Origin of the sequence: Nonomuraea thailandensis (genome assembly GCF_024172165.1) — a bacterium.
Lineage (GTDB): Bacteria > Actinomycetota > Actinomycetes > Streptosporangiales > Streptosporangiaceae > Nonomuraea > Nonomuraea thailandensis.
Window position 1 is genome coordinate 3729351 of the sequence record NZ_JAMZEB010000002.1, and the last position, 21732, is coordinate 3751082.

Sequence of the window (21732 nt, forward strand, 5' to 3'; positions counted from 1 at the left end):
TGAGAATCTGGTCAAATGGTTACATGTAAGGCAATGCGCACATGGCTAGGCCAGCTGAGTGACAAGACGTGACCAATGAAGTGACAGGCAATGACGAACCTGCAGGACAGCTAGATGCAACGCCGTTCAGTTAAGGGAGAGGGCCGTTCGTCAAGACCGGTGAACGAAGGAGCGGAGCCGCTGTAGAAGAGGTCTGTCACTCCAAGACATCCTCACCACAGGAGCTCCGCTGTTGGAACAGGTTGCCATACAACGAACGGCCGGGGTAGCGGCTGGGGTGTTCGCGCCGGGACACCTGGGTGAACTGACCCGGATCATCCCGTTCGAGATGGTCGATGAGGTGCTGGCGGAGACGCGTGCGCTGGAGCGCAGGATCCGGCTGGTGCCGGCCCGGGTCACGGTCTACCTGCTGCTGGCAGGCGCGTTGTTCACCGGACTGGGCTACCGGCAGGTCTTTGACCGGCTGTGTGCCGGGCTGGCGCACCTGGCCCCGGTACGGCCCAGCGGCAGCGCTCTTCGCCAAGCCCGCCAGCGGCTCGGGCCGGCCCCGATGAAGGCACTGTTCGACCTGGTCAGCGGTCCTGCGGTGACGACCGCTGCGGCAGGATGGTGGCGGGGACTGCGGGTGGTCGCCGTCGACGGCACCCTGCTGCCGGTCCCGGACTGTCCGGCCAACCTGGCGGTGTTCACCCGGCAGCGGCTTGGCAACGGAACCTCGGGCTACCCGCAACTGCGTCTGGCCGCGCTGGTGGCCTGCGGGACCCGGTCGATGATCGGGGCGGTGTTCGGACCCGCCACGATCGGCGAGCTGGACTACGCCCGTCGTCTGGCCGCCCAGCTGCGGGCCGGGATGCTCCTGCTGGGCGATCGGAACTTCGCCGCCACCGACCTGCTCAACCGGCTGGCCGCCACCGGCGCCGACCTGCTGGTGCGCTGCAAGTCCGGCCGCACCCTGCCCGCCGTGGCCCGCTGCCGAGACGGCTCGGTCCTGGCCCGGCTCGGCGCGCTGACCGTCCGCGTCATCGACGCCGAGATCACCATCCGCACCGCGGCGGGCACCCGCACCGGCCACTACCGGCTGCTGACCACCCTCACCGATCCCGCTCGCCACCCGGCGGCCGATCTCATCCGGCTCTACCACGAGCGCTGGGAGATCGAAACCGCCTACGCCGAGCTGAAGTCCACCATCCTGAGCGGACACGTCCTGCGGGCGCGCACCCCTGACGGCATCGAACAGGAGGTCTGGGCCCTGCTGACCGCCTACCAGGTCCTGCGGACCGCGATGACCGACGCCACCGACAGCGTCCCGGGCACCGACCCAGACCGGGCCGGCTTCACGATCGCCCTGAGCGCCGCCCGCGACCAGCTCATTCTGGCCGCCGGCGTCATCACCGGCACCGACATCGACCTGATCGGCACCATCGGCCGTCACGTCCTGACCCAGCTCCTGCCCGCCCGGCGAGTCCGCACCAAAGACCGCATCGTCAAACGCGCGATCTCCAAATACAACGCCCGCGGACCCGCCATCGACCGGACCACCTACAAGGCCACCATCAGCATCAACATGCTTCCGGCCAGCCCTTGACACCGCTACCTCAGCTCTAACTGAACGGCGTTGCAGCTAGATGACCAGTCTCAGTTGCCATGCGATCCGGACGCCTCTTGGCTCATGACCAGTTACTTGCGGGAATTCTGCCTTCTCGCAAGTTGCTCGCCACCTCGCGCCACGCAACGGATCGTTTTTTCTGATTTCTATTTTCTAGAAAATCGAAAATGCTAGACTGCTGGAGTGACAGCAGAGACCAGCCTGGTAACGCCTTGTCAGCACTGTGGTGCGCCGATCGAGCAGCGGCGGGGGAGGGGGCGGCCCAAGGCGTACTGTCCTGAGAAGGACTGCCAGGCCGCGGCCAAGCGGGAGCGGGAGTTGCGGCGGGCCACCCCCGGGTTGGAAGGGGCGTTGGCCCGGGCGGAGCAGCTGTACGACCGGATGGAGAGCGGGCTTGCCGCGGCGATCGAGCCGCTGGCGCGGGCGCTGGCCGAGGAGCTGAGTCCTGCCGGGGTCGAGGCCAAGCTGAGCGCTGTGCAGGCCGAGGCGCACACGCGGGTGGCGATCGCGCGTACCGAGCGGGAGCAGGCCTTCGAGCAGGTACGGATCGCGCGCGAGGCCACCGAGCACGCCCGCCGGCAGACGGCTGAGATGCGGGTGCGGCTTGAAGAGGCCGAGCAGGAGCGCGACACGGCGCTGGGTGACGCTGAGCGGGCGCGGGAGCAGGCGCTGGCCGCGTTGCGTGAGGCCGCGAGCACTGAGCGGCAGGCGTTGCAGGCGGCCGAGGAGGCCAAGCGGCGTGCGGAGCTGGCCGAGCGCCGGGCTGAGGAGGCGGCGCGGCGGGTCGAGCTGATCGAGCAGGCCAGGGATCAGGCGGTGCAGGAGCTGGCCGAGCGGGTCGAGCTGGCCGGTCGGCAGGTGGAGGAGGCACGGGCCGAAGCTGTTCAGGCGCGAGAGGAGGCTCGCGCCGAAGCCGAACAAACGAGGGAAGAGGCGCGGGCCGCGGTCGTGCAGGCGCAGGAGGAGGCGCGGGCCGGAGTTGTGCAGGCGCGGGAGGAGGCTGCGCTGGCCCGTGAGGAACGGGATCGTGCACGGGAGGAGACGGTGGCGGCCGTGCAGGCGCGTGAGCAGGCCGAACGTGAGGTGATCGGGGCTCGGGCGCGTGAGGAGGCCGCCGTGCAGGAGCGGGAGCGGGCCGTCGAGCGGGCCGTCAAGGCCGAGCGGGCCGTGGCCGGAGCCGAGCGGGACCGTGCGGTGGCGCTCAAGGACGCCGCGCAGGCGGCGGAGGAGGCGGAACGGCTGGCCGGGAGGGTCACGTCCCTGGAAGACGAAGGGGCTGCGGCCGTGGTCCGGGAGCGCAAGGCGGTGTCGCGGGAGAAGTCGCGGGCCGATGCCGCGGTCAAGGAGCGGGATCGGGTTCAGGGAGAGTTGCGGTTGGAGCGGATCCGGCTGGAGGATCTGCGGGCGGAACTGGAGGCCGCACGGGCGGAGGCGGCGCAGTTGCGGGAGCGCGCGGTGGCGGCGGAGATGCGTTCGGCGTGACGCCCATCGCCCCTTGCGCTGCCAGGTGACGGAATGGCCGTCGGCCTCCCCCGCGTGCTGTACGCGTGTCCGGCCCCTCCCTGCGCTGCACCTGTTGGGGACGGGTGCCCGCCCTTCTCGCGTGTTGCACGTGGCTGGGGCGGAGGCCCCGCATTTCATGCGCTGCGCCTGGCGGACATGGGGTTGGTGTGACCCCGCGCCTACCTCGCCGCGCTGGACCGCGGCGGGAACGCGTTCGGCGGGACACCGCTCCCCGCCGCCGCGCTCAACGTGGACGACGTGCTGCCGCGCAGCAAGCACATCAACCGCTGATGACCGCTGTGGGCAACGCCCCGATGAGGGGTTCTCGCCGGCGGCGATGCGACGGCCCGTCCAGGAGTCAGGGGCTGGGCAGTACAGTGATCACCCGCTTGCCGCGTGCACGCCCGGTCCCAACCAGTTGGTGAGCCTGGCCGATGTCTCCAGCGGGTGGACGTCCCCGGCGATCGGCCGGACGGCCTCCCGGTCCACGTGCCGGGCCAGTGCGGTGAGGTCCGCTCGCCGCGAGCGGGCCATCATCGCCCGCACGCGCGGCCCCGGCGTGACGATCGAACGCATCGCGTATCCCGTGCCGCGGCCGGCGGTGGTCATCGTCCGGCCGCCCCGGCGCGGCAGGCGGCGATACCGGCCGAGCTCGTAGTCGCGGTCTGCCTCGGTGCCGCCGGCGATGACGGTGCACTGCCTGGCCAGGAGGCGGGAAGTGTCACGCCGGCGGCCGGGCCAGCTTGGCGGCCACGGCGTCGAGGACCCAGTCGAGGCCGGTCGCGAAGGACTCCTCGGCGTCCACCTCCGTGCCGTCGTGCACGAACTTGGCCACGGCCGGGAAGCGGCCGGTGGCCAGCATCCGCATCACGTGCGGGCCGGAGGCGCGCTGCCAGTCGCGATCGGACAGGCCCGTGGCGCGCTCGGCCCGCAGGTTCGCGATCTCGCGTCTGATCGCGCCGGTGATGTAGGCGCTGACGGTCTCCACGGCGCGCAGGACGGTGTCGAGGTCGGCGAGGCCGTCGAGGGCGGCCAGTGTGGCCTCGGCCACGGCGAGGGCGTTCGGGCCCAGTGCCGGACGGCCGCCGAGCAGGTCGGCCAGCCATTCGTGGCGGAGGGTGGCCTGCCTGGTGAGGTGGGCGCGCACGCGCAGCGCCTCCCGCCAGTCGCCGGGCTGCTCCTCGGGGAGGAGCTCGGCGTGGACCTCGTCCACCATGAGGTCGAACAGCTCCTCCTTGGTGGAGATGTATCCGTAGAGCCGCATCGGGCCGGCGTCGAGGCGGGCGGCGACCTTGCGCAACGACACCGCCTCCAGCCCGCCCTCGTCGGCCAGCGCGATGGCGGCGGCGACGATGCGTTCCCGGTCGAGGGGCGCGGGGCGGGTTGGCGGCTCCGGCCGGTCCCACACAGTCATGCGGCACATCGTACTGTTGCGATACGCCGTCTTCTGTCAATACAGTGTATCGACATGAGACAGCGTATCGCCGTGGTCGGCGCCGGCCCCGCCGGGCTTGCCTTCGCCCGCGTCCTGCACCGCCACGGCCGGCCCGTCAGCGTCCTCGAACGCGATCCCGCCCGCGACGCCCGTCCCCCGGGCGGCACGCTGGACCTGCACGAAGGGATGGGCCAGCTCGCGCTGGACAAGGCGGGCCTGCTGGCGGGGTTCCAGGCGCTGTCGCGCCCCGAGGGGCAGGCCATGCGCATCCTGGACGTGGACGGGACGGTCCTGCGCGACTGGCGGCCCCGTCCGGACGACCTGGCCAACCCGGAGATCGACCGCGGGCAACTGCGTGACCTCCTGCTCGGCTCCCTCGACGTCCAGTGGGGGAGCGGCGTGACCGAGGTGGTGCCGGGCACCCGGGACGGCGTGCTGGTCCGGTTCGCGGACGGGCGGCAGGAGACGTTCGATCTCGTGGTCGGCGCGGACGGCGCCTGGTCCCGGGTCCGCCCGGCCGTCTCCTCCGCGACGCCGCGCTACACCGGCATCACCATGGTCGAGACCTCCCTCGACGACGTCGACACCCGCCACCCCGACCTCGCCCGGCTGATCGGCGACGGCTCCCTGGCCGTGTACGGCGTCAGCCGCGCCCTCGTCGCCCAGCGCAACAGCGGCGGCCACGTGAAGGTGTACGCCCAGTTCCGGGCGCCGCTGGACTGGCACGCGGGTCTGGACTGGGACGATGCGGCGGCGGTGCGGTCGAGGCTGCTGGCCATGTTCGAGGGCTGGGCCGCGCCTGTCCTCGACCTCCTGCGCCAGGGCGCCGCGTTCGTCCAGCGCCCCCTCCACGTCCTGCCCGTGTCCCACACCTGGGCTCACGTCCCGGGGGTGACGCTGCTGGGCGACGCCGCCCACCTGATGCCCCCCTTGGGCGTGGGCGCGAACCTCGCGATGCTGGAAGGCGCCGAACTCGCCGAAGCCGTCGCCACCGCCCCCGGCCCCGCCGAGCTGGACGAGGCCGTCCGCGCCTTCGAGGAACGGATGTGGGCACGGGCCGGCAGATGGGCGAAGATCACGGCAGCCGGGCTGGAACGCCTCGTGAGCCCGGACCCTGCCGACGCCCTCGCCTTCTTCGACGAACTCCAGCCGTCCTGACCGCCGGGCACGGGAGCAGCGGGGCTAGCGGCCGACCAGCTTCATGTGGGCCTCGCCGTACCGGTCACCGGCCACGCCGACGCGGGCGGCCAGGGTGTCCAGGCCGGCCCGCTCGTCCGCGGACAGCGCCACCGCCGCCGCGCCGGCGTTCTCCCGCAGGCGGGACAGGCGCCGGGTGCCGGGGATCGGCACGATCCAGGGCTGCTGGGCCAGGAGCCAGGCCAGGGCGAGCTGCCCTGGTGTGACGCCCTTGGCCTCGGCCAGGGCGCGGACGTGGCCCACCAGCGCCTGGTTGGCGGGCAGGTTGCCGGCGGCGAAGCGCGGGATCGTCGCCCGGATGTCCCCCTGCTGGAAGGAGGCGTCCGGGCCGACCGTGCCGGTGAGGAAGCCCTTGCCGAGCGGGCTGAACGGCACGAACCCGATGCCCAGCTCCGCGCAGGCGGGCAGCACCTCGGGCTCGGGGTCGCGGGTCCACAACGAGTACTCCGACTGCACGGCGGTGACGGGGTGCACGGCGTGGGCCCTGCGGATGGTGGCGGCCGCGGCCTCGGACAGGCCGAAGTGCCTGACCTTGCCCGCTCGCACCAGCTCTCCCACGGCTCCGGCGACGTCCTCGATCGGCACGTCCGGGTCCACCCGGTGCTGGTAGAACAGGTCGATGCGGTCGGTGCGCAGGCGGCCCAGGCAGGCGTCGGCGACCTTGCGGATCTGCTCGGGCCGGGAGTTCAGGCCGGCGGGCCTGCCGTCGCGGATGTCCCAGCCGAACTTCGTGGCGACCTGCACCTGGTCGCGGATCGGGGCGATGGCCTCACCCACGAGCTCCTCGTTGTGGTACGGGCCGTAGACCTCCGCGGTGTCGAGGAAGGTCACCCCGGCGTCCAGGGCGGATCGGACCACGCCGATCATGTCCTCGCGGCTGCCCGGGTTGGGGCCGTAGCTCTGCGACATGCCCATGCAGCCCAGCCCCACGGCCGACACCCGCAGGCCTTGTCCCAGCGTTCTGGTGTGCACTGCTGACTCCTTCGTGTCCGGGAGGTGACCGGGCGGTCAGCTCTGGTCCGGGGCGGGCCGCGGCGCCTCGGTGAGGTCCTGGGTGGCCGCCCAGCTGGCCAGCATCTTCAGCCCGTCGGCGGCCGGGGTGCCGGCGGCGGCGGTGTAGACGGCCAGGGTGAGGCCGGGGTCGGACGGCAGCTCCATCGACTCGAAGTCCAGGTCGAGCCGGCCGACCACCGGATGCCGCAGCCGCTTCATGCCGCTGCGGTGGTACTGAACGTCGTGGGAGGCCCAGCGTCGCCGGAAGACGTCGCTGCACGTCGACAACTCGCCGATCAGCTCGATCAGCGCCCGGTCGTGGGGGGCGCGGCCCGCCTCCAGGCGGAGCATGGCGGCGGAGTTGTCGGCGATCCGGTCCCAGTCGACGAAGAACTCCCGGGCGGCCTCGTCGAGGTAGACGAACCGGCAGGTGTTCGCCGGGCGGCGCGGGCCGGCCAGGACGGGGGCGTACAGGGCGCGGGCCAGGCGGTTCGTCGCGAGGATGTCGTGGCGGCCGTTGCGCACCCAGGCCGGGGCGTCGGTGATGGCGTCCAGCACCTGCTGGGTCACCGGCCGCACCGTGGTGGGCGAGGCGCGGCGGTGGCGCGGGCCCGGCCCGGCGGCCCTGGCCAGGGCGAACAGGTGCTCGCGCTCGGCCTCGTCCAGTTGCAGCGCGCGGGCCAGGGCGTCCAGCACGCTGTCGGAGGCGCCGGACAGGTTCCCGCGTTCCATGCGGACGTAGTAGTCGATGGAGACGCCGGCGAGCATCGCGACCTCTTCGCGCCGCAGTCCCTTGACGCGGCGGTTGCCGCCGTAGGCGGGCAGCCCCGCCCGCTCCGGAGTGATGCGCGCCCGCCGCGAGCTGAGAAACTCGCGAACCTCGGCGCGGTGGTCGATCTGGCCCATGGGCTCAGGTTATGCACGGTGAGCGTCGTGAAGGAGGTAAGGGCATTACCCCGGACAAGCGTCACTTCCTGCTCGGTACACTCGCGACCATGATCGAGCTGGATGACGGCGCACGGCTGCGTACGTGGACCGCGGGCCGGGCCGATCCGGGGAGATCGCCCGTGGTGATGCTGCACGGCGGGCCAGGAGTCCCCGACTATCTGGCGCCCGTCGCCGGCCTCATCGACGACCTGTGCCTGGTCCACCGCTACGACCAGCGCGGCACCGGCGGGTCGCCCTGGCAGGGCGCGCACACGATCGCCCGGCACGTCCGCGACCTGGCGCTGCTGCTTGACGCGTGGGGGCACGATCGGGTCGTCCTGCTGGGGCATTCGTTCGGAACGAACCTGGCCGGCTACTTCCTGCTGGCCCACCCTGAGCGGGTGGCCGGCCTGGTGCAGGTCGCCGGGCCGTTCCTGGAGCCCTGGCGGCAGGCCGACCGGGCGGCGCAGCGGGCGCGGCGCAGTGAGGAGCAGCAGGCCAGGCTCGATGAGCTCGACGCGATCGGCTCGCGCACGGACGCCGAGGAGATCGAGTACCTCACGCTGTCGTGGTTCACCGACCACGCCGACCGGACGCGGGCGTGGGAGTGGGCGCTGGCCTCGGCCCGTACGCTGCGGCCGGTCAACTACACGATGAACGCCCAGCTCAACGCGGCTGCCAAGGCCGATCCGCTCGAATCGCACGTGGACGAGCTGCGCGAGCGCGTGCCACCCGGCGCGGTGATCATCGGCGGGTCGGGCGACAGCCGTCCCGCCGATGCCCTGCGGCGGCTCGGCACGCGCCTGGGCCGCGAGGTCGTCATCGTCCAGGACGCGGGGCACTTCCCCTGGCTGGAAGCGCCGGACCGGTTCGGTGCGGTGCTCCGCGCCGCGGTGCGGAGGCAGATCCGTCAAGCTCGTCGAGCGCGCACCCAGTCGTGATTCTCGCGTACGACGGTGAAGCCGGCCGATCGATACAGCGCCACGGCGGCCTCGTTCGTGGCCGGGGTCACGACGGCGACCGCGCTCGCGCCCCGGTCGGCCAGGCCCGCGCACACCCCCAGCACGGCATCGCGCCCGTGGCCGTGCCCGCGATGGTCGGGATGGGCGCCGACCGGTTCGAGCAGCCCGCACCTGCCCACGCCGGCGAACCAGCCGGTCGCGGCGGCCGCGGGCTCGCCCGAGGGCGTGCGGACGAGCGTCTCCACGGCCAGCTCGCCCGCCGGCGAGGCCTTCATGGCGCGCCAGCGCTCGACGGTGAACGTGGACCCCTCGAAGGCGGCCCGCTGCACCAGCACCCGGTCGGCGGCATCGTCGCGGCCGACCGGCTCGGCACGGCTCGACACCGGCCGCGGGGCCCACGACAGGACGACCCAGGGCTGCTCCCGATCGAGCTCCCAGCCGGGCACGGGCAGGCCGTCGGTGCGGTCGTTGCCGGGCTCGAGCAGCTCCTCGGCGTCGGCCGCCACCGCTCCTAGATCGGCGCCGGGCGCGCCGGTCACGCGCAGCACGGAGCCGTCGAGGAAGCCGGCCGCCACCGGCACCCCGTCGTGCGTCCAGACGAAGACGGCCGCGTCGTCGAACCGCAGGTGCCACCCCACGTCTCCGGGGTGGAGACCGCCGCCCGGGGCGTCGGCCGGCGTCCACTCGCTCAGCGCGCGCAGGGCCGGGCCGGTCTCGGCGGAGGTCAGGCGGTGCCGCGCGAGGGAGATCATGGGGGCAGACTAGCCAGCGCGCCGAGAAGGTCTCAAAGGATTTTCGACTCAGGTGCTCAGCTCGTCGCGCCCCAGGTGAGAGACAGGCCGGTGGCGGCGCGTTCGGTGCGGATCTCCATCATGCTGCCGAGGATGGTGGCGTGGTCGGACACCACCGGCGTGCCGTCGAGCGTGTGGGTGATCCGGGTGCTGACGAGCACCGGGCTGCCCTGCGGCTCGCGGAGGTGGCGGGCGGCGGCGGGGTCGAGCAGGCCGGGCCGGACCACCTCGGACGCCCGGGCGACCGTCATCCCCGCGTCGGCGAGGGCCGTGTAGAGGGAGACGGCGGTGAAGTCGCGGTCGCGGATCCGGTCGGCCACCGGCCGGCGGACCCAGGACACCTGGTGCACGGCGGGCCGCCCGTCGAACTCGCGGACCCGCTCCAGCCGCAGGGCGCTGTCGCCGGGACGCAGCCGCAGCTCCGCGGCGACCTGGGCGGGAGCCCGGCGCACCGCCCGGCCGGCCACCGCGGTGCGCACGTCGTGGCCCTGCTTGCGCAGGTCGTCGACCAGGCTGCGCAACGAGTCGAGCTGGTACGCCAGGTGCGGCGGGGCGACGAACGTGCCCTTGCCGGGCCGCTGCACGATCAGCCTCTCGTCGCTGAGCTCCCGCAACGCCTGGCGCAGCGTCATGAGCGTCACCCCGTAGGAGGCGCTCAGCTCCCGTTGCGGCGGCAGCGCCTCACCGGGAGCGTAGTGCCCGGACCGGATCTTCGCGGCGAGGTCGGCGGCGATGGCTCGGTATCTCGCCTCGTGCCCGGCGTCGGTGCTCATCGTGGTCGGTCACACTCCTGGTCGAGGGCTTGCCGCAGGGTCGCGAGGAAGACCCGCAGGTCGTCCGGCCCGGCCCCGTCGAGCACCCGCCGCATGACCGCGGCGCCCACCACCACGCCGTCGGCGTGCCGGCGGGCCTCACGTGCATGGTCCGGGGTGGAGATGCCAAATCCTAGCAAGATCGGCCGGTCGGTGACGCGCCGGATCCGCTCGGTGAGCTCCGCCGCCGAGGCGGCGAGGGTGGCCCGCTCGCCGGTGGTGCCCATCAGCGACACCGCGTAGACGAATCCGCGGCTGCGCTCCGCGATCTCCGCCAGCCTCGGCTGCGGCGTCGACGGTGAGGCCAGCAGGGCCGGCTCGATGCCGGCTGCGGCGGCCGCGTCCGTCAGCTCGTCGGCCTCGTGCACCGGCAGGTCGGGCACGATCAGGCCGTGGACGCCGGCCCGGCGCAGCGCGGCGCAGAACGCCTCGGGGCCGTCGTGCAGCACCAGGTTGTAGTAGGTGCTGGCGACCAGCGGGATGCCCAGGTCCACGCCGGACAGGTCGGCGAGGATCCGGCGGGTGCTCGCGCCCCTGGCCAGGGCCGCCTGGCTGGCCTGCTGGATGGTGAGGCCGTCCAGCGTGGGGTCGGAGAAGGGCAGGCCGACCTCGATCGCGTCCGCTCCGGCATCGGCGAAGGCCCGCAGGTAGTCCGTCCAGCCGGGCGTGATCCCCGCGGTGACGTACGGCATGAGCAGGCCGCGGCCGCTCTCCCGGCGGGCACGCAGGTGGCGTTCGACCGCGCCGGCGGCCAGGGTCGGGTTCGTCACAGCAGCTCCTTGTAGGTCGAGACGTCCTTGTCGCCCCGTCCGGACAACGTCATCAGCACCGTCGATCCCGCGGGCAGGTCGCCGTCGCCCGCCGCGCGGATCACCCAGGCGAGGGCGTGCGCCGATTCGAGGGCCGGGACGATGCCCTCGGTGCGGGCCAGCCGTACGGCCGCGGCGACCGCCTCGTCGTCGGTCACCGTGACGTAGCGGGCCCGGCCCAGGTCGCGCAGGTGGGCGTGCTCGGGGCCGACCCCGGGGTAGTCGAGCCCGGCGGCGATGGAGTGCGCCTCGGTGATCTGCCCGTCGTCGTCCTGCAGGAACAGCGAGCGGCAGCCGTGCAGGACGCCGAGCTTGCCGCGGCCCGCCCCGGCGCCGCCCTCAGCCTCGACGCCGACCAGACGCGCCGGGGTGTCGGCGAACCCGGCGAAGGTGCCGGCCGCGTTGGAGCCGCCGCCGACGCACGCGACCACGTGGTCCGGCACGCCGGTCCGCAGCTCGGCGGCGCACTGCGCGCGGGCCTCCTCGCCGATGACCCGCTGGAACTCCCTGACCATCCACGGGTACGGGTCCGGCCCGACGACCGAGCCGATGCAGTAGTGGGAGTCGCCGGTCGCGCCCACCCAGTGCCGCATGGCCTCGCTGGTCGCGTCCTTGAGGGTGCGGCTGCCCGTGGTCACCGGGACCACCTCGGCGCCCAGCATGCGCATCCGGAAGACGTTCAGCGCCTGCCGCTCGATGTCGCGCTCGCCCATGAAGACGGTGGCCTCCAGCCCGAGCAGCGCGGCGGCGGTCGCGGTGGCCACCCCGTGCTGGCCCGCTCCCGTCTCGGCGATCAGCCTGCGCCGTCCCATCCGGGTGGCGAGCAGGGCCTGGCCCAGCACGTTGTTGATCTTGTGGGAGCCGGTGTGGGTGAGGTCCTCGCGCTTGAGGAACAGCCGCACGCCCAGCGATTCCGACAGCCGCAGGGCCGGGGTGAGGGGGGTCGGCCGCCCGGCGTGCACGGCGAGCAGCCGCGCCAGGGCGCCGCGGAACCCCGGATCGGCCCAGGCCTGCCGGAACGCCTCGTCCACCTCGCGGCACGCCTCCACCAGGGACTCCGGCGCGTACCGGCCGCCGTACTCGCCGAAGCGGCCCCGCGCGCGGGGCTGGCCCATGGTCCCGTCCAGCGGGACCGGCTCACGCACGTTGCGCATGCCCTTCTCCAATCGTTCTATAACTCTACAGAGAGTTCTATAACAGTGAGTGTGACACGGACGATCCTGGAACGCCACCACCCCGTTGGTCTGCATTGCAAACCTCGCGCCCGGGTCCTACACTCCAAGAAAGGTCTGCACTGCAAACCGAAAGGGTCCGATGGTCAGCTCGTACGAACTCGATCGCCTCGACCGCATCCGCCGAACCACCGCGGAGCACGCCCAGCGCCGTGGGCTCTACCTGGCCGCCTTCGGTCTCTTCCTCGGCGCCCTCGCCTTCGGCGGCGTACGGGAGAGCCCTGTCGTCGCCGTCCTGCCCTTCGCCGTCCTGCTCGCCGCCGTGACCGGCTACTACCGCGGCACCTTCGGCACGGTCGTCCCGCGGCGTGGCGGCGCCCGGTTCCCGGCCTGGCTGCTCGTCCCCGTGCTGCTGCTGGGCGTGCTCCTGGTGGTCACCGCCGCCAACGTCACCGGGGCGGCCGGGCATCTCACCGGCGGCCTGATCTTCGCCGCCCTCCTCGCCCTGATCGGCGTGCCGCCCTGGCCCGGCCGCGCGCACTACCCGGCCTCGGCCGTGCTGCTCATGGCCCTCACCCTGGCCCCGCTCGGCGTGCTCACCCCGTCAGGGCAGCACCCGTTCGCCTCGGCCGAGCCCCTCTGGCAGCTCCTCACCGTCGGCGCGCTGCTCGTCGTCAACGGCCTGCTCGACCACCGGGCCCTGGTGCGCTCGCTGCCGCGACGGGCCGGCGAGGAGGAGTGAGGTGACGACCCCGTTCGAGGACATGACGGAGATCGACCGGCTGGTGCACGACCCCTCCCGGCTGGCGATCACGAGTGCGCTGTCGGCCTGCGAGAGCGCCGACTTCCTCTTTCTCCAGCGGGTCACCGGCCTGTCCAAGGGCAACCTGTCCAGCCATCTGGCCAAGCTGGAGAAGGGCGGGATCGTCCGGATCGAGAAGACCGGCCAGCGCCGTCCCCGGACCGTCGTCAGCCTCACCGAGCCGGGCCGCGCCGCCGCGGCCGAGCACTGGGACCGGCTGCTGCGCCTGCACGAGGCCGCCCGCACCTGGGTGCCCTCCGAGTCGTGACGGATCACCCGCCGAGGTCGGGCAGCGCCAGGCACAGGGCGTCCAGCGCGGCGGCGAACGCGTGCTCGGGCGGGGTGCCGTACCCGATGACCAGGCCGTCGCGGGCCGGCATCGCGCTCCGCGGATGCCGGTACGGGCCCAGGCCGTCCAGGGCGAGGCCGAGGCGGCGGGCGGCGCGCAGCGCGGCCTGCTCGGTTCCGGGAGGAAGGTCCAGAACGGCGTGCAGGCCCGCCGCGATGCCGCTGACGGTGACGTGCGGGGCGTGCCCGGCGAGCGTGGCGGTGAGCAGGTCCCGGCGGCGCCGGTAGATCGCGCGCATGCGGCGCAGCTGGCGGTCGTAGGCGCCGCACGCGAGGAAGTCGGCCAGGGTGAGCTGGTCGGTGACGCCCGACCAGAACTCCCGCGGCCCCTTGGCGGCGAGCACCTCGTCCACCAGCCGGCCGGGCAGCGCCATCCAGCCGAGCCGCAGCGACGGCGACAGGCTCTTGCTGGTCGAGCCGAAGTAGACGACACGGTCGGGGTCGAGGCCCTGCACGGCGCCGACCGGTTCGCGGTCGTAGCGGAACTCGCCGTCGTAGTCGTCCTCCAGCACCAGGCCGCCCGTGGCGCGGGCCCAGTCGATGACCGCGGCCCGTCTCCGGGGGTGCAGGGCGCCTCCGGTGGGGTACTGGTGCGCCGGAGTCAGCAGGACCGCTCGCGCGCCCGTGGCGGGCAGGTCCTCGATCCGGGCGCCGTGGGCGTCCACGGTGAGCGGCACGGTCGTCAGCCCCGCCTCTGTCAGGAGGGAGCGGTGGAAGGCGAGCCCGTACGCCTCGACGGCGACCGGGCCGCGCAGCACCTGGGACACCAGCCGCAGCCCGTGCGCGTACCCCGAGCAGATCACGACGTGCCCGGCCGTGGTGCGCACGCCTCTGGTGCGTGCCAGGTAGTCCACCAGCGCGTGGCGCAGCTCGGGGCGGCCGCGGGGGTCGCCGACGCCGAAGGCGTCGCTCGGCGCGGCGGTCAGCGCCCGCCTGGCCGAGGCGGTCCAGGCCGAGCGGGGGAAGGCGGAGGCGTCGGGGGAGCTGGGCATGAGGTCGTGGGCGATCCGGGGGCGGGACGGACGCACGGGGTCTCGCCGCCGGTCCGGCTCCACCGGCGCGGCGCGGTGCGCGACCTCGGTGCCGGAGCCCTGACGGGCGGTGAGCCAGCCCTCCTCGACGAGCTCGGCGTAGGCGGCGGCCACCGTGTTGCGGGCGATGCCCAGGTCGAGGGCCAGGGCGCGGTAGGGCGGCAACCGGGTGCCGGGCGCCAGGCGTCCCGAGTCGACGGCCTCGCGCAGGGCCCGCATCAGCCGTACGCGGGCGCCGCCGCTGCCGCTGAGCTCCAGATGCAGGTCGCCGCCGCTCACGGATTGGCCCAGGGAAGACTCATGGGAATGCAACATACCGTGGGCCGATCCTCACCGGGCGGTCAGACGGCGCCCAGCCGGCGCCACCAGGAGCGCGCCGGCCGCTGGAGCCCGCCATCCGGAAGACGCTGCCCAGCAGCAGCCCGCCCACCAGCGGGGGCTGAGGCTCCTTCGTCCCCGGGCGCCGGCGATCTGCCGGGCCGGGGCGTTGAGCCGGTCGTACAGGTTCGTGACGGCGACCATCAAGGCGGCGTGGGCGCCGGAGGGCTGGCCGCCTCGGCGTAGCGGCGGGCGAGCTGGGCGAAGGCGGCCTGGAGCTCCGGCGGGCCGACCACCTCGATGCCGGCGTCGAACCTGCCGACGGTGGCGGCCAGGCCGGTCCACGACCACGAACCCAGGACGAGCCGGCAGCGGCCGGGGCCGAGCTCCTCGACGACCCCGTCGCGGACGTAGGGGGACACGGCGCCGGCGGGCAGGGAGAGGATCACCTCGCCGCGGCAGGGCCACCGGCCGGACCCGTCGGAGCCGAGGAACCTGGCGGTCAGGAAGGCGGCCACCGTGCCTCCCGGCAGCTCGCGCGGGGTGAAGCGGGGCCCGGCCGGGGTGCGCGGGGTGACGCGGTCGGCGCGGAAGGTGCGCCAGTCCTCGCGATCGAGGTCCCAGGCGACGAGGTACCAGCGCCCGCCCCAGGTGACGAGGTGATGGGGCTCGGCCCGGCGCGGCGGGGCCTCCTGCGAGCCGTAGCCGAAGCGCAGCACCTCGCGGGCGTGGACGGCGGCGCTGAGCGCGACGAGCACCCCGCTGCCCACCTGCGGCCCGGGCGCGGGCCGCTCGACGGCGGTGACCTGAAGGGTGTCGATGCGGTGGCGCAGCCGGGCGGGCATCACCTGGCGGACGGTGCTCAGCGCGCGGGCCGCGGCCTCCTCGATGCCGGCGCCGCTGGTGGCCGCGACCTGCAGCGCGATGGCCAGGGCGACGGCCTGCTCGTCGTCGAACAACAAGGGCGGCAGCTCCGAGCCGGCGTCCAGCCGGTATCCGCCCTCGGGCCCCTTGAAGGCCACGATGGGGTAGCCGAGCTCGCGCAGCCGGTCGACGTCGCGGCGCACGGTGCGCGCGCTCACGTCGAGCCGGTCGGCCAGCAGCGCCCCCGGCCAGTCGCGGCGCGTCTGGAGCAACGAGAGCAGCGCCAGCAGCCGCGCTGAGGTCTTCGGCATGTTGCCCATTCTGCCTGCGGTAGAGGCCACATCCTGTCCGCTACCCCTGCGACTGTGGTCCTCGCAACGACCTGACAAGGAGCCGGATATGTCCGTTAAGTCCACTACTCATCTGAACTTCCAGGGCGACGCCCGGGCGGCGCTCGAGTTCTACCAGGCCGTGTTCGGCGGGCACGTCGCCGTCGTCACCTACAAGGACCTCGGGAACGTGCAGGACCCCGCCGACGCGGACCGGGTGACGTGGGGCCAGGTGCTCGCCGGGAACGGTTTCCACGTGATGGCCTACGACGTGCCCACGGGGACGCCCTGGGACCGGGGTGAGAACGCGTTCTTCCTGTCCGTCCGCGGTGAGAACCCGGAGGAGATCACCGCGTACTGGGAGAAGCTCTCCGACGGCGCGACCATCGCCCGGCCCCTGGCGCCCGCGCAGTGGGCCCCGCTCTACGGGATGCTCACCGACCGCTTCGGAGTCACCTGGGTCCTGGACGTCGCGAGCGAGTACGGCGCCTGAGCACCCGGCGTGGTGCGGGACCCGCCCGCGCCACGCCCCCTCCTCCTGCCGAAGGGAACCAACGAAGATGAGAACGCGCCCCCTGGGGCGGACCGGGATCCAGGTGAGCCCCTACTGCCTGGGCACGATGATGTTCGGCCGGGTCGGCAACCCCGACCACGACGACTGCGTCCGCCTCGTCCACCGGGCCCTCGACGCCGGGATCAACGTCATCGACACCGCCGACGTCTACTCCTGCAGCGAGAGCGGGGAGATCGTCGGCAAGGCGCTCAAGGGCCGCCGCGACGACGTCGTCCTGGCCACCAAGGTCAACGCCCCGATGGGGGAGGACCCCAACCGCGCCGGCAACTCCCGGCGCTGGATCGTCACCGAGGTCGAGCACTCGCTGCGCCGCCTGCGGACCGACCACATCGACCGCAGGCGGCCGTCCGGCGAGCGAGCGGCGGCGTGAGGCGATGACCGTCCTCGGCGCCCGGGCGCTGAACCGCGCGACGCTGGCCCGGCAACTGCTGCTCGACCGCGCCGACCTGCCGGTGCCCGGCGCGGTGGCGCACCTGTGCGGCCTGCAGGCGCAGGAGCCGCAGGAGCCGTTCGTCGGGCTCTGGTCGCGGCTGCGCTCCTTCGACCCGGCGGCGCTCTCGCGACAGCTGGCCGGGCGCGGGGTGGTGCGCACGCACCTGATGCGGCGCACCGTGCACCTGCTCACCGCCGGCGACGCGCTGGCCTGGCGGGCCCGCCACGACGCCATGCTGCGCCGGCGTGTGCTCGGCACCTACCGGCGTGAGCTGGCCGGGGTGGACCTCGACGAGCTCGCGGCGGCGGCCCGGGCGGTGACGGCCGACGGCGAGCCGCGCTCGATGAGCGAGCTCGCGCGGGCGGTGGCCGCGCGCTGGCCGGAGCCGGGGCCGAGGGCGCTGGGCGAGATGCTGGTGGCCGCGCTCATCCCGATGGCGCAGCTCCCGCCGCGCGGGCTGTGGCGGACGAGGGCGGGGGTGCGCAACGTCCCGCTCTCCTCCTGGCTGGGGCGGGAGATCGACCCGCCGGCCGCGGACGGCTCCGATCCGGTGGGGCAAGCGCTGGTACGGCGCTATCTCGCCGCGTTCGGCCCGGCCGCCGCGGCCGACCTGCGGGCCTGGTGCGGCCTGGCCGGGCTGCCCTCCGCGGTCGCCGCGGTCCGCGAGGAGCTGGTCGAGTTCAGGGACGAGCGGGGCCGGGTGCTGCTCGACCTGCCCGGCGCGCCGCGTCCCGACCCCGGCGTCCCGGCCCCGGTACGGTTCCTGCCGGCGTTCGACAACGCGATACTCGGCTACCACGACCGGACCCGGATCATCGACGACGCCCACCGCGGCCTGTCGGTCGCCGGCGCCCGCGTGGTCCTGGTGGACGGCCGGGTCGGCGCGACCTGGACCGTCGAGGACGGCGCCGTGGCCATCGTCCCGCTGCGTCCCCTCTCCCGCACCGAACGCGACGCCGTGGCCGAGGAGGGGCGGGCGCTGGCGTCGTTCCTGTCCGACGGCGACAGCGATCGCGTACGGCTTGACCCTCACCTCACGTCAGGCGGCACAGTGAACGCATGACCACGCAAGAGCACACCGTCGGCGCCGTCGCCGAGCTGGCCGGGATCTCGGTGCGCGCCCTCCACCACTACGACGAGATCGGGCTCCTGGAGCCCAGCGAGCGCAGCGCCGCCGGCTACCGGCTCTACTCCGGCGACGACCTGCGGCGCTTGCAGCACATCCTGTTCTACCGGGAGCTCGGCTTCGACCTCGACACCATCGGCGCGATCCTCGCCGACCCGGCGCGCACCGACGCCGACCGGCTGCGGGAGCAGCGTACGCTGCTCACCGCGCGGATCGAGCGGCAGCAGGCCATGCTCGCCTCGATCGACAGGGAGCTCCACGCGCGCGAGCTCGGCCTCACCCTCACCCCGCGGGAGCGGCTGGAGATCTTCGGCAGCACCCGGCTGGAGGACAACGCGGCCCGCGCGCGGGAGCGCTGGGGCGACTCGGAGCTGTGGCGCCAGCGGCAGCGGCGCGCCGCCGCCTGCTCCGCGGCCGACTGGGAGCGCATCCGCGACGAGCAGTCCGCCATCCACCGGCGGCTGCTCGACGCCATGGCCGCCGGCGTGCCGGCCGCCGACCCCGCCGTCATGGGCCTGGCCGAGGAGCACCGGCTGCACCTGCACCGGCGCTTCCACGACTGCGACCACGAAACCCACCGCGGCCTTGCCAGGGCCTATCTCGCCAACGAGCGGATCGGGCGCAACTACGACGACATGGCGCCCGGCCTGTCCCGCTACGTGCACGACGCCATCATGGCCAACGCCGACCGGGCGCGGGGCGCGGGCCGAGGTTAAACGCCGAGGTCAGCCGGGTAGGGCTGGGCATGTTTGCGGCGTTTACGGGGGGCGCCGGACACGGAGGAGTCACCGGGGGCACGATGCGAGCGTTCGTGATGAGGCAGATCGGCCAGGTCGGGTTCATGGACAAACCCGTCCCGCGGCCCGGCCCGCTCGACGCCGTCGTCAAGACCACCGCCGCCCTCATCTGCACCTCCGACTCCCACACCGTCAGAGGCGGCATCGGGCCTCGGGAGAACCTCACGCTCGGCCACGAGGGCGTCGGCGTGGTGCACGAGGTGGGCGAGGAGGTGAAGGGCTTCCGGCCGGGCGACCGGGTCCTGTCGGGCGCCATCACGCCCGACTGGGGCGACCTCGCCTCGCAGAACGGTCACCCGTCGCAGTCCGGCGGGCCGCTCGGCGGGTTCAAGTTCGCCAACTCCAAGGACGGCGTCTTCGCCGAGTACTTCCACGTGAACGAGGCCGACGCCAACCTGGCGAAGATCCCCGACGACGTCCCCGACGAGATGGCCGTCTACTGCGCCGACATGCTCTCGACCGGCTTCATGGGCGCGGAGAACGGCCACATCCCCATCGGCGGGACGGTGGCCGTGCTCGCCCAGGGCCCGGTGGGCCTCATGGCCACCGCGGGCGCCAGGCTGCGCGGCGCCGGCCTGGTCATCGGGGTCGAGTCGGTGCCCGGCCGGCAGCGGCTCGCCCGCGAGTACGGCGCCGACGAGATCGTCGACTTCACCGAGGAGGACGTCGTGGAGCGCGTCCTCGACCTGACCCAGGGGCAGGGCGTGGACACCGCCATCGAGGCCCTCGGCGCGGACGCCACCTTCCAGAGCGCCATCAGGATCACCAAGCCGGGCGGCACGGTGTCCAACACCGGCTACTACGGGGAAGGCGAGTTCGTGCGCATCCCCCGGGTCGAGTGGGGCGTCGGCATGGCCGACAAGACGATCACGACCGGCCTGTGCCCGGGCGGCCGGCTGCGCATGGAGCGGCTGCTGCGCATCCTGCAGGGCAGGCGGCTCGACCCCACGCCCATGACCACCCACACGTTCCGCTTCGAGGAGATGGAGCGCGCCTTCGAGATCTCCGACAAGAAGATCGAGGACATGGTGAAGGTGCTGATCACCTTCCCGTGACAGTGACGGAGAACGCCAGCCATGCTCGATCCCGATCCGCCCTTCCGCCCGGTCCGCCGGCACGAGGGCTACCTGCCGCTGGAGGACCTGGGCCTCATCGGCGACGGCACGACGGCGGCGCTCGTCGGCCTCGACGGCTCCATCCCGTGGTTGTGCCTGCCCCGCTTCGACAGCGACCCCCTGCTCTGCGGCCTGCTGGACCACGCGCGCGGCGGCCACTTCACGCTGACCGTGGACGACCTGCGCGAAGCCAGGCAGTTCTACGAGCCGGACACCGCGGTGCTGGTCACCGAGCTGCGCGGCCCCACCGGCCTGGTGCGGATCACCGACGCGCTGGCCCTGCGCCCCGGCGCCGACCTCAGCGACGACGCGGGCGGCGGCCGGTGCGAGCTGGTCCGCTCCGCGACGGTCCTGTCCGGGACCGCGCGCCTGCTGGCCGAGCTGGAGCCGCGCGGCGGCGCGCAGGCCCGGGTCCTCTACAGCGGCCTGGAGATCGGCGCCTCCCGGCGGCCCGACCTGCGGCTGCACCTGCGCGCCAACCGGCCGCTGGCGGGCCTGCGCGGCACCTACGACCTCGCGCAGGGCGAGCGGCTCGACCTCGTGCTGTCCTGGGGGCGCGTCCACCGCCATCACCGCTTCGACCCCGAGGCGATGTTGCGGCAGACGGCCGAGGCCTGGCGGCGCTGGATGCGCCAGTGCGGCTACAGCGGCCCCCAGGAGGCGCTGGTCCGGCGCGCGGTCATCACGCTGAAGCTGTGCGACGACTGGGGTGACGGCTCGCTGGTCGCGGCGCCCACGTCCTCGCTGCCGGCGCCGATCGGCGGGGTGCGCAACTGGGACTACCGCTACACCTGGATCCGCGACGCCGCCTACGCCGTGTTCGCGCTGCGCCGCGTCGGCTTCGAGGAGGAGGCCGACGCCTTCCTCGGCTGGGTCCTCGACGCCTTCGAGCAGAGCCGCCATCCGCGCATCATGTACACCCTGGGCGGCGGCCCCGTACCGGAGGAGATCCACGACGCCGAGCTGGAGGGTTACCGGCGCTCGGCGCCGGTGCGGTGGGGCAACGGCGCCGCCGACCAGCGCCAGCACGACGTCTACGGCGAGGTGCTCGACTGCGCCGACCAGTGGCTGCTTCCCGGCCGCGAGCTGCAGCCGGCTCTGTGGTCCGGCCTGGCGGAGCTGGCCGAGTCCGCCGCGCACGCCTGGCAGCAGCCCGACCAGGGCATCTGGGAGGTACGCAGCGAGGGCCGGGTCTTCACCTACTCGGCCGGGATGTGCCAGGTGGCCCTGGACCGGGCGGCGGCGATCGGCGAGCGGCTGGGCCTGTCCGGGCCGATCGCCACCTGGCGGGCCACCGCGGAGAAGCTGCGCCGGCTCATCCTGGAGCAGTCCTGGGACGAGGACGCGCGCTGCCTGAGCGAGCACCTCGACGGCGGCGGCTCCCTGGACGCCAGCCTGCTGGCGCTGCCGCTGCGCAAGGTCGTCCCGGCCGGCCATCCGCGCATGGCGGCCACCACCGCGGCCATCGCCGAGCGCCTGTCGGCCGGTGACGGCCTGCTCTACCGCTACCTGCACGAACGATCCCCCGACGGCCTGCCAGGCGACGAGGGCGCCTTCGTGCTCTGCAGCTTCTGGCTGGTCGACAACCTGATCCTGCTGGGGCACCTGGACCGGGCCGAGGAGCTGTACACGTCGCTGTGCGCCCGCGCCAGCCCGCTCGGGCTGCTGCCCGAGCAGATCGACCCCGCCACGGGCGCGTTCATGGGCAACTTCCCGCAGGCCTTCAGCCACATCGGGATCATCGCCAGCGGCGTCAACCTGGCCCGGGCGAGAGCGGGGACGACATGA

At 73.6% G+C, this 21732-nt stretch carries 22 protein-coding genes; 12 read left to right on the forward strand and 10 right to left on the reverse strand.

The window, feature by feature from the left end; all coding sequences use genetic code 11:
* Positions 1–277 precede the first annotated feature (277 nt).
* Both HD597_RS20655 and HD597_RS20660 read left to right on the forward strand, forming a co-directional pair.
* Positions 278–1585: an IS4 family transposase gene (locus tag HD597_RS20655; protein WP_308210969.1), complete on the forward strand. Its 1308-nt coding sequence runs from the start codon at positions 278–280 to the stop codon at positions 1583–1585.
* Between the two features lie 204 nt (positions 1586–1789).
* A complete protein-coding gene (locus tag HD597_RS20660) occupies positions 1790–3088 on the forward strand; it encodes a coiled-coil domain-containing protein (protein ID WP_253744307.1) in 1299 nt (432 codons plus the stop codon).
* A 402-nt stretch (positions 3089–3490) separates the two neighbouring features.
* On the opposite strand, the gene HD597_RS20665 is transcribed toward HD597_RS20660, so the two are convergent.
* On the reverse strand, positions 3491–3685 hold the full coding sequence (locus tag HD597_RS20665) for a hypothetical protein (RefSeq protein ID WP_253744308.1): 195 nt from the start codon (positions 3683–3685) through the stop codon (positions 3491–3493).
* Between the two features lie 145 nt (positions 3686–3830).
* Positions 3831–4523 (reverse strand): TetR/AcrR family transcriptional regulator, encoded by a 693-nt coding sequence (locus tag HD597_RS20670; RefSeq protein WP_253744309.1) that lies wholly within the window; start codon positions 4521–4523, stop codon positions 3831–3833.
* Between the two features lie 54 nt (positions 4524–4577).
* Between HD597_RS20670 and HD597_RS20675 the strand changes: the two genes are divergently transcribed.
* Positions 4578–5702, forward strand: coding sequence for an FAD-dependent oxidoreductase (locus HD597_RS20675; protein WP_253744310.1), 1125 nt, complete (start codon positions 4578–4580; stop codon positions 5700–5702).
* Positions 5703–5726: 24 nt separating this feature from the next.
* Here the strand turns inward: HD597_RS20675 and HD597_RS20680 are convergent, their stop codons facing one another.
* Both HD597_RS20680 and HD597_RS20685 read right to left on the reverse strand, forming a co-directional pair.
* A complete protein-coding gene (locus HD597_RS20680; protein WP_253744312.1) occupies positions 5727–6713 on the reverse strand; it encodes an aldo/keto reductase in 987 nt (328 codons plus the stop codon).
* Positions 6714–6749: 36 nt separating this feature from the next.
* A complete protein-coding gene (locus tag HD597_RS20685; RefSeq protein ID WP_276082969.1) occupies positions 6750–7640 on the reverse strand; it encodes a helix-turn-helix transcriptional regulator in 891 nt (296 codons plus the stop codon).
* 89 nt (positions 7641–7729) lie between these two features.
* Between HD597_RS20685 and HD597_RS20690 the strand changes: the two genes are divergently transcribed.
* Positions 7730–8602, forward strand: coding sequence for an alpha/beta fold hydrolase (locus HD597_RS20690; RefSeq protein WP_253744313.1), 873 nt, complete (start codon positions 7730–7732; stop codon positions 8600–8602).
* Here HD597_RS20690 and HD597_RS20695 read toward each other — a convergent pair.
* Genes HD597_RS20695 through trpB form a run of 4 tightly spaced genes read right to left on the reverse strand, consistent with a single transcriptional unit; the run spans position 8572 to position 12189 of the window.
* Positions 8572–9375 carry a GNAT family N-acetyltransferase gene (locus HD597_RS20695; protein ID WP_253744314.1) on the reverse strand — a complete coding sequence of 268 codons (804 nt, stop codon included), beginning with the start codon at positions 9373–9375 and terminating at the stop codon, positions 8572–8574. The genes HD597_RS20690 and HD597_RS20695 overlap by 31 nt on opposite strands.
* Positions 9376–9431: 56 nt before the next feature.
* Positions 9432–10187: a GntR family transcriptional regulator gene (locus HD597_RS20700; RefSeq protein WP_253744315.1), complete on the reverse strand. Its 756-nt coding sequence runs from the start codon at positions 10185–10187 to the stop codon at positions 9432–9434.
* Complete coding sequence (gene trpA, locus HD597_RS20705; protein WP_253744316.1) at positions 10184–10996, reverse strand: tryptophan synthase subunit alpha; 813 nt, start codon at positions 10994–10996, stop codon at positions 10184–10186. Before trpA ends, HD597_RS20700 begins: the two co-directional genes overlap by 4 nt.
* Positions 10993–12189, reverse strand: coding sequence for a tryptophan synthase subunit beta (gene trpB / locus HD597_RS20710; protein ID WP_253744317.1), 1197 nt, complete (start codon positions 12187–12189; stop codon positions 10993–10995). The genes trpA and trpB overlap by 4 nt, the downstream gene beginning before the upstream one ends.
* Positions 12190–12349: 160 nt before the next feature.
* Between trpB and HD597_RS20715 the strand changes: the two genes are divergently transcribed.
* Positions 12350–12949, forward strand: coding sequence for a hypothetical protein (locus HD597_RS20715; RefSeq protein ID WP_253744318.1), 600 nt, complete (start codon positions 12350–12352; stop codon positions 12947–12949).
* Position 12950: 1 nt separating this feature from the next.
* Positions 12951–13277 carry a transcriptional regulator gene (locus HD597_RS20720; protein WP_253744319.1) on the forward strand — a complete coding sequence of 109 codons (327 nt, stop codon included), beginning with the start codon at positions 12951–12953 and terminating at the stop codon, positions 13275–13277.
* Between the two features lie 4 nt (positions 13278–13281).
* On the opposite strand, the gene pdxR is transcribed toward HD597_RS20720, so the two are convergent.
* Both pdxR and HD597_RS20730 read right to left on the reverse strand, forming a co-directional pair.
* Positions 13282–14667 (reverse strand): MocR-like pyridoxine biosynthesis transcription factor PdxR, encoded by a 1386-nt coding sequence (gene pdxR, locus HD597_RS20725; protein WP_253744321.1) that lies wholly within the window; start codon positions 14665–14667, stop codon positions 13282–13284.
* Positions 14668–14909: 242 nt separating this feature from the next.
* Complete coding sequence (locus HD597_RS20730) at positions 14910–15881, reverse strand: helix-turn-helix transcriptional regulator (RefSeq protein ID WP_253744322.1); 972 nt, start codon at positions 15879–15881, stop codon at positions 14910–14912.
* A gap of 88 nt (positions 15882–15969) precedes the next feature.
* Between HD597_RS20730 and HD597_RS20735 the strand changes: the two genes are divergently transcribed.
* The 6 genes from HD597_RS20735 to HD597_RS20760 all read left to right on the forward strand — a co-directional run bounded on the left by HD597_RS20735 (position 15970) and on the right by HD597_RS20760 (position 21732).
* Positions 15970–16392 (forward strand): VOC family protein, encoded by a 423-nt coding sequence (locus tag HD597_RS20735; protein WP_253744323.1) that lies wholly within the window; start codon positions 15970–15972, stop codon positions 16390–16392.
* A 67-nt stretch (positions 16393–16459) separates the two neighbouring features.
* Positions 16460–16843: an aldo/keto reductase gene (locus tag HD597_RS20740; protein ID WP_308210668.1), complete on the forward strand. Its 384-nt coding sequence runs from the start codon at positions 16460–16462 to the stop codon at positions 16841–16843.
* Positions 16844–16847: 4 nt separating this feature from the next.
* Complete coding sequence (locus tag HD597_RS20745; protein ID WP_253744324.1) at positions 16848–17969, forward strand: winged helix DNA-binding domain-containing protein; 1122 nt, start codon at positions 16848–16850, stop codon at positions 17967–17969.
* Positions 17966–18748 (forward strand): MerR family transcriptional regulator, encoded by a 783-nt coding sequence (locus tag HD597_RS20750; RefSeq protein ID WP_253744325.1) that lies wholly within the window; start codon positions 17966–17968, stop codon positions 18746–18748. The genes HD597_RS20745 and HD597_RS20750 overlap by 4 nt, the downstream gene beginning before the upstream one ends.
* Positions 18749–18831: 83 nt before the next feature.
* Positions 18832–19884: an NAD(P)-dependent alcohol dehydrogenase gene (locus HD597_RS20755; RefSeq protein WP_253744326.1), complete on the forward strand. Its 1053-nt coding sequence runs from the start codon at positions 18832–18834 to the stop codon at positions 19882–19884.
* Positions 19885–19905: 21 nt separating this feature from the next.
* Positions 19906–21732 (forward strand): glycoside hydrolase family 15 protein, encoded by a 1827-nt coding sequence (locus HD597_RS20760; RefSeq protein WP_253744327.1) that lies wholly within the window; start codon positions 19906–19908, stop codon positions 21730–21732.

What these genes read in the sequence shown, in the direction of transcription:
- HD597_RS20715 (WP_253744318.1), top strand. Translation starts at nt 12,350, where the DNA reads ATGGTCAGCTCGTACGAACTCGATCGCCTCGACCGCATCCGCCGAACC.
- HD597_RS20745 (WP_253744324.1), top strand. Translation starts at nt 16,848, where the DNA reads ATGACCGTCCTCGGCGCCCGGGCGCTGAACCGCGCGACGCTGGCCCGG.
- HD597_RS20755 (WP_253744326.1), top strand. Translation starts at nt 18,832, where the DNA reads ATGCGAGCGTTCGTGATGAGGCAGATCGGCCAGGTCGGGTTCATGGAC.
- HD597_RS20690 (WP_253744313.1), top strand. Translation starts at nt 7,730, where the DNA reads ATGATCGAGCTGGATGACGGCGCACGGCTGCGTACGTGGACCGCGGGC.
- HD597_RS20665 (WP_253744308.1), bottom strand. Translation starts at nt 3,685, where the DNA reads ATGCGTTCGATCGTCACGCCGGGGCCGCGCGTGCGGGCGATGATGGCC.
- HD597_RS20740 (WP_308210668.1), top strand. Translation starts at nt 16,460, where the DNA reads ATGAGAACGCGCCCCCTGGGGCGGACCGGGATCCAGGTGAGCCCCTAC.
- HD597_RS20685 (WP_276082969.1), bottom strand. Translation starts at nt 7,640, where the DNA reads ATGGGCCAGATCGACCACCGCGCCGAGGTTCGCGAGTTTCTCAGCTCG.
- HD597_RS20695 (WP_253744314.1), bottom strand. Translation starts at nt 9,375, where the DNA reads ATGATCTCCCTCGCGCGGCACCGCCTGACCTCCGCCGAGACCGGCCCG.
- HD597_RS20760 (WP_253744327.1), top strand. Translation starts at nt 19,906, where the DNA reads ATGCTCGATCCCGATCCGCCCTTCCGCCCGGTCCGCCGGCACGAGGGC.
- HD597_RS20675 (WP_253744310.1), top strand. Translation starts at nt 4,578, where the DNA reads ATGAGACAGCGTATCGCCGTGGTCGGCGCCGGCCCCGCCGGGCTTGCC.
- trpB (WP_253744317.1), bottom strand. Translation starts at nt 12,189, where the DNA reads ATGCGCAACGTGCGTGAGCCGGTCCCGCTGGACGGGACCATGGGCCAG.
- HD597_RS20670 (WP_253744309.1), bottom strand. Translation starts at nt 4,523, where the DNA reads ATGACTGTGTGGGACCGGCCGGAGCCGCCAACCCGCCCCGCGCCCCTC.
- HD597_RS20700 (WP_253744315.1), bottom strand. Translation starts at nt 10,187, where the DNA reads ATGAGCACCGACGCCGGGCACGAGGCGAGATACCGAGCCATCGCCGCC.
- HD597_RS20730 (WP_253744322.1), bottom strand. Translation starts at nt 15,881, where the DNA reads ATGCCGAAGACCTCAGCGCGGCTGCTGGCGCTGCTCTCGTTGCTCCAG.
- HD597_RS20750 (WP_253744325.1), top strand. Translation starts at nt 17,966, where the DNA reads ATGACCACGCAAGAGCACACCGTCGGCGCCGTCGCCGAGCTGGCCGGG.
- HD597_RS20735 (WP_253744323.1), top strand. Translation starts at nt 15,970, where the DNA reads ATGTCCGTTAAGTCCACTACTCATCTGAACTTCCAGGGCGACGCCCGG.